Here is a 1,003-nt window from a genome sequence, read left to right as displayed (position 1 = left end):
CCGATGTCGAGGTCGCTATCTGGACCGTCATCTCCGCGAGCGGCGCTGCCATAGATGAACAGGCTAAAGACGGGCATCCCGGCAGCACTCTGGCGCACAGCGTCGTTGATCGCCACGAATCGATCTCTTTCGGCTTCGAAGAGCGCCGTCAACTGAGGCGCAAGCCAGTGCCCGTCATTATAGCGATGTACCCTCGCATGTTGCGATCCGGATGAAACGACAATCCCCGAGGTCTCAAGCGAAATGAGACCAAGCCTCACGCTTTCACGGGAAAGTCCACTCACCCTGACGATCTCGGAGGCGGCGAGCATCCCTCCATGCTGCACCAGCGCGCGTAAAACCCTGAGGTTCGAGCTGACTCCGAGCATCAGGGTGAGCGGTCTCCTAATTGAGCTCTCTTGTTCCGAGCGCATCATCGTTCGCCTTTGTTTATGGTCGATTGCCTTAAAATATGGGCAATCGCCTTAATATCTGGTCAAACCCCGAATTGTCGATCCGAGTTGTGGAGAGGTTTTGGGGAGCATCCGGTGGCGGCTGCTGCCGAATGGCGAGAATGTTCGCAAGCACTTTTGCGGCATTAGGTAGCAAAAACCACCAGATCTCTAGTTGAGCCTGACCTATCCTGGAGCACAAGTTTCAGGAGCGGAACGGGATGGACATCGCGGACGAATTGAAGCGTAAACGAAGCGAGTTTGCGGAGCGGTTGCAGGAAATCGCTTGCGAGCAGGTCGAGATTCAGGGTAAGCGGTTAGCTGACGGCGTCTGGTTTGAAGTTCCAGGGCATGAGCATTTCGATTTTGGCTGCGGGCCAGCGCTGAGCGATGCGGGTCAAGGTCTGGGAGAGCCAGGCGAGTGGGTCGACGCCATTCATTTTACAGGTTTGCAGAAGTGTCGCGACGGTCGCCCAAGTGCGTCCACCGCCCTCGCTTCCAGCGAAGAGACTATTTTTTCTCGTAATTGTCTGGGGCCTGATTGCACGCTCGACGATATTGGAGTCGATCTC

General features: G+C 56.0%; 2 protein-coding genes. Both read right to left on the bottom strand.

Annotated features, from left to right (window positions below; translation table 11 throughout):
* The coding region (locus ACFFNA_RS36875; RefSeq protein ID WP_378924964.1) for a nucleotidyltransferase domain-containing protein at positions 1 to 368 on the bottom strand (368 nt) is incomplete at its 3' end.
* Positions 369 to 748: 380 nt separating this feature from the next.
* Positions 749 to 1,003: transposase domain-containing protein (locus ACFFNA_RS36870; RefSeq protein ID WP_378924962.1), on the bottom strand; the 255-nt coding region annotated here is incomplete at its 5' end.

This window comes from Mesorhizobium kowhaii, assembly GCF_042431665.1.
In the GTDB taxonomy this organism is placed as follows: domain Bacteria; phylum Pseudomonadota; class Alphaproteobacteria; order Rhizobiales; family Rhizobiaceae; genus Mesorhizobium; species Mesorhizobium kowhaii.
This window is presented reverse-complemented; position numbering and strand designations above follow the sequence as displayed.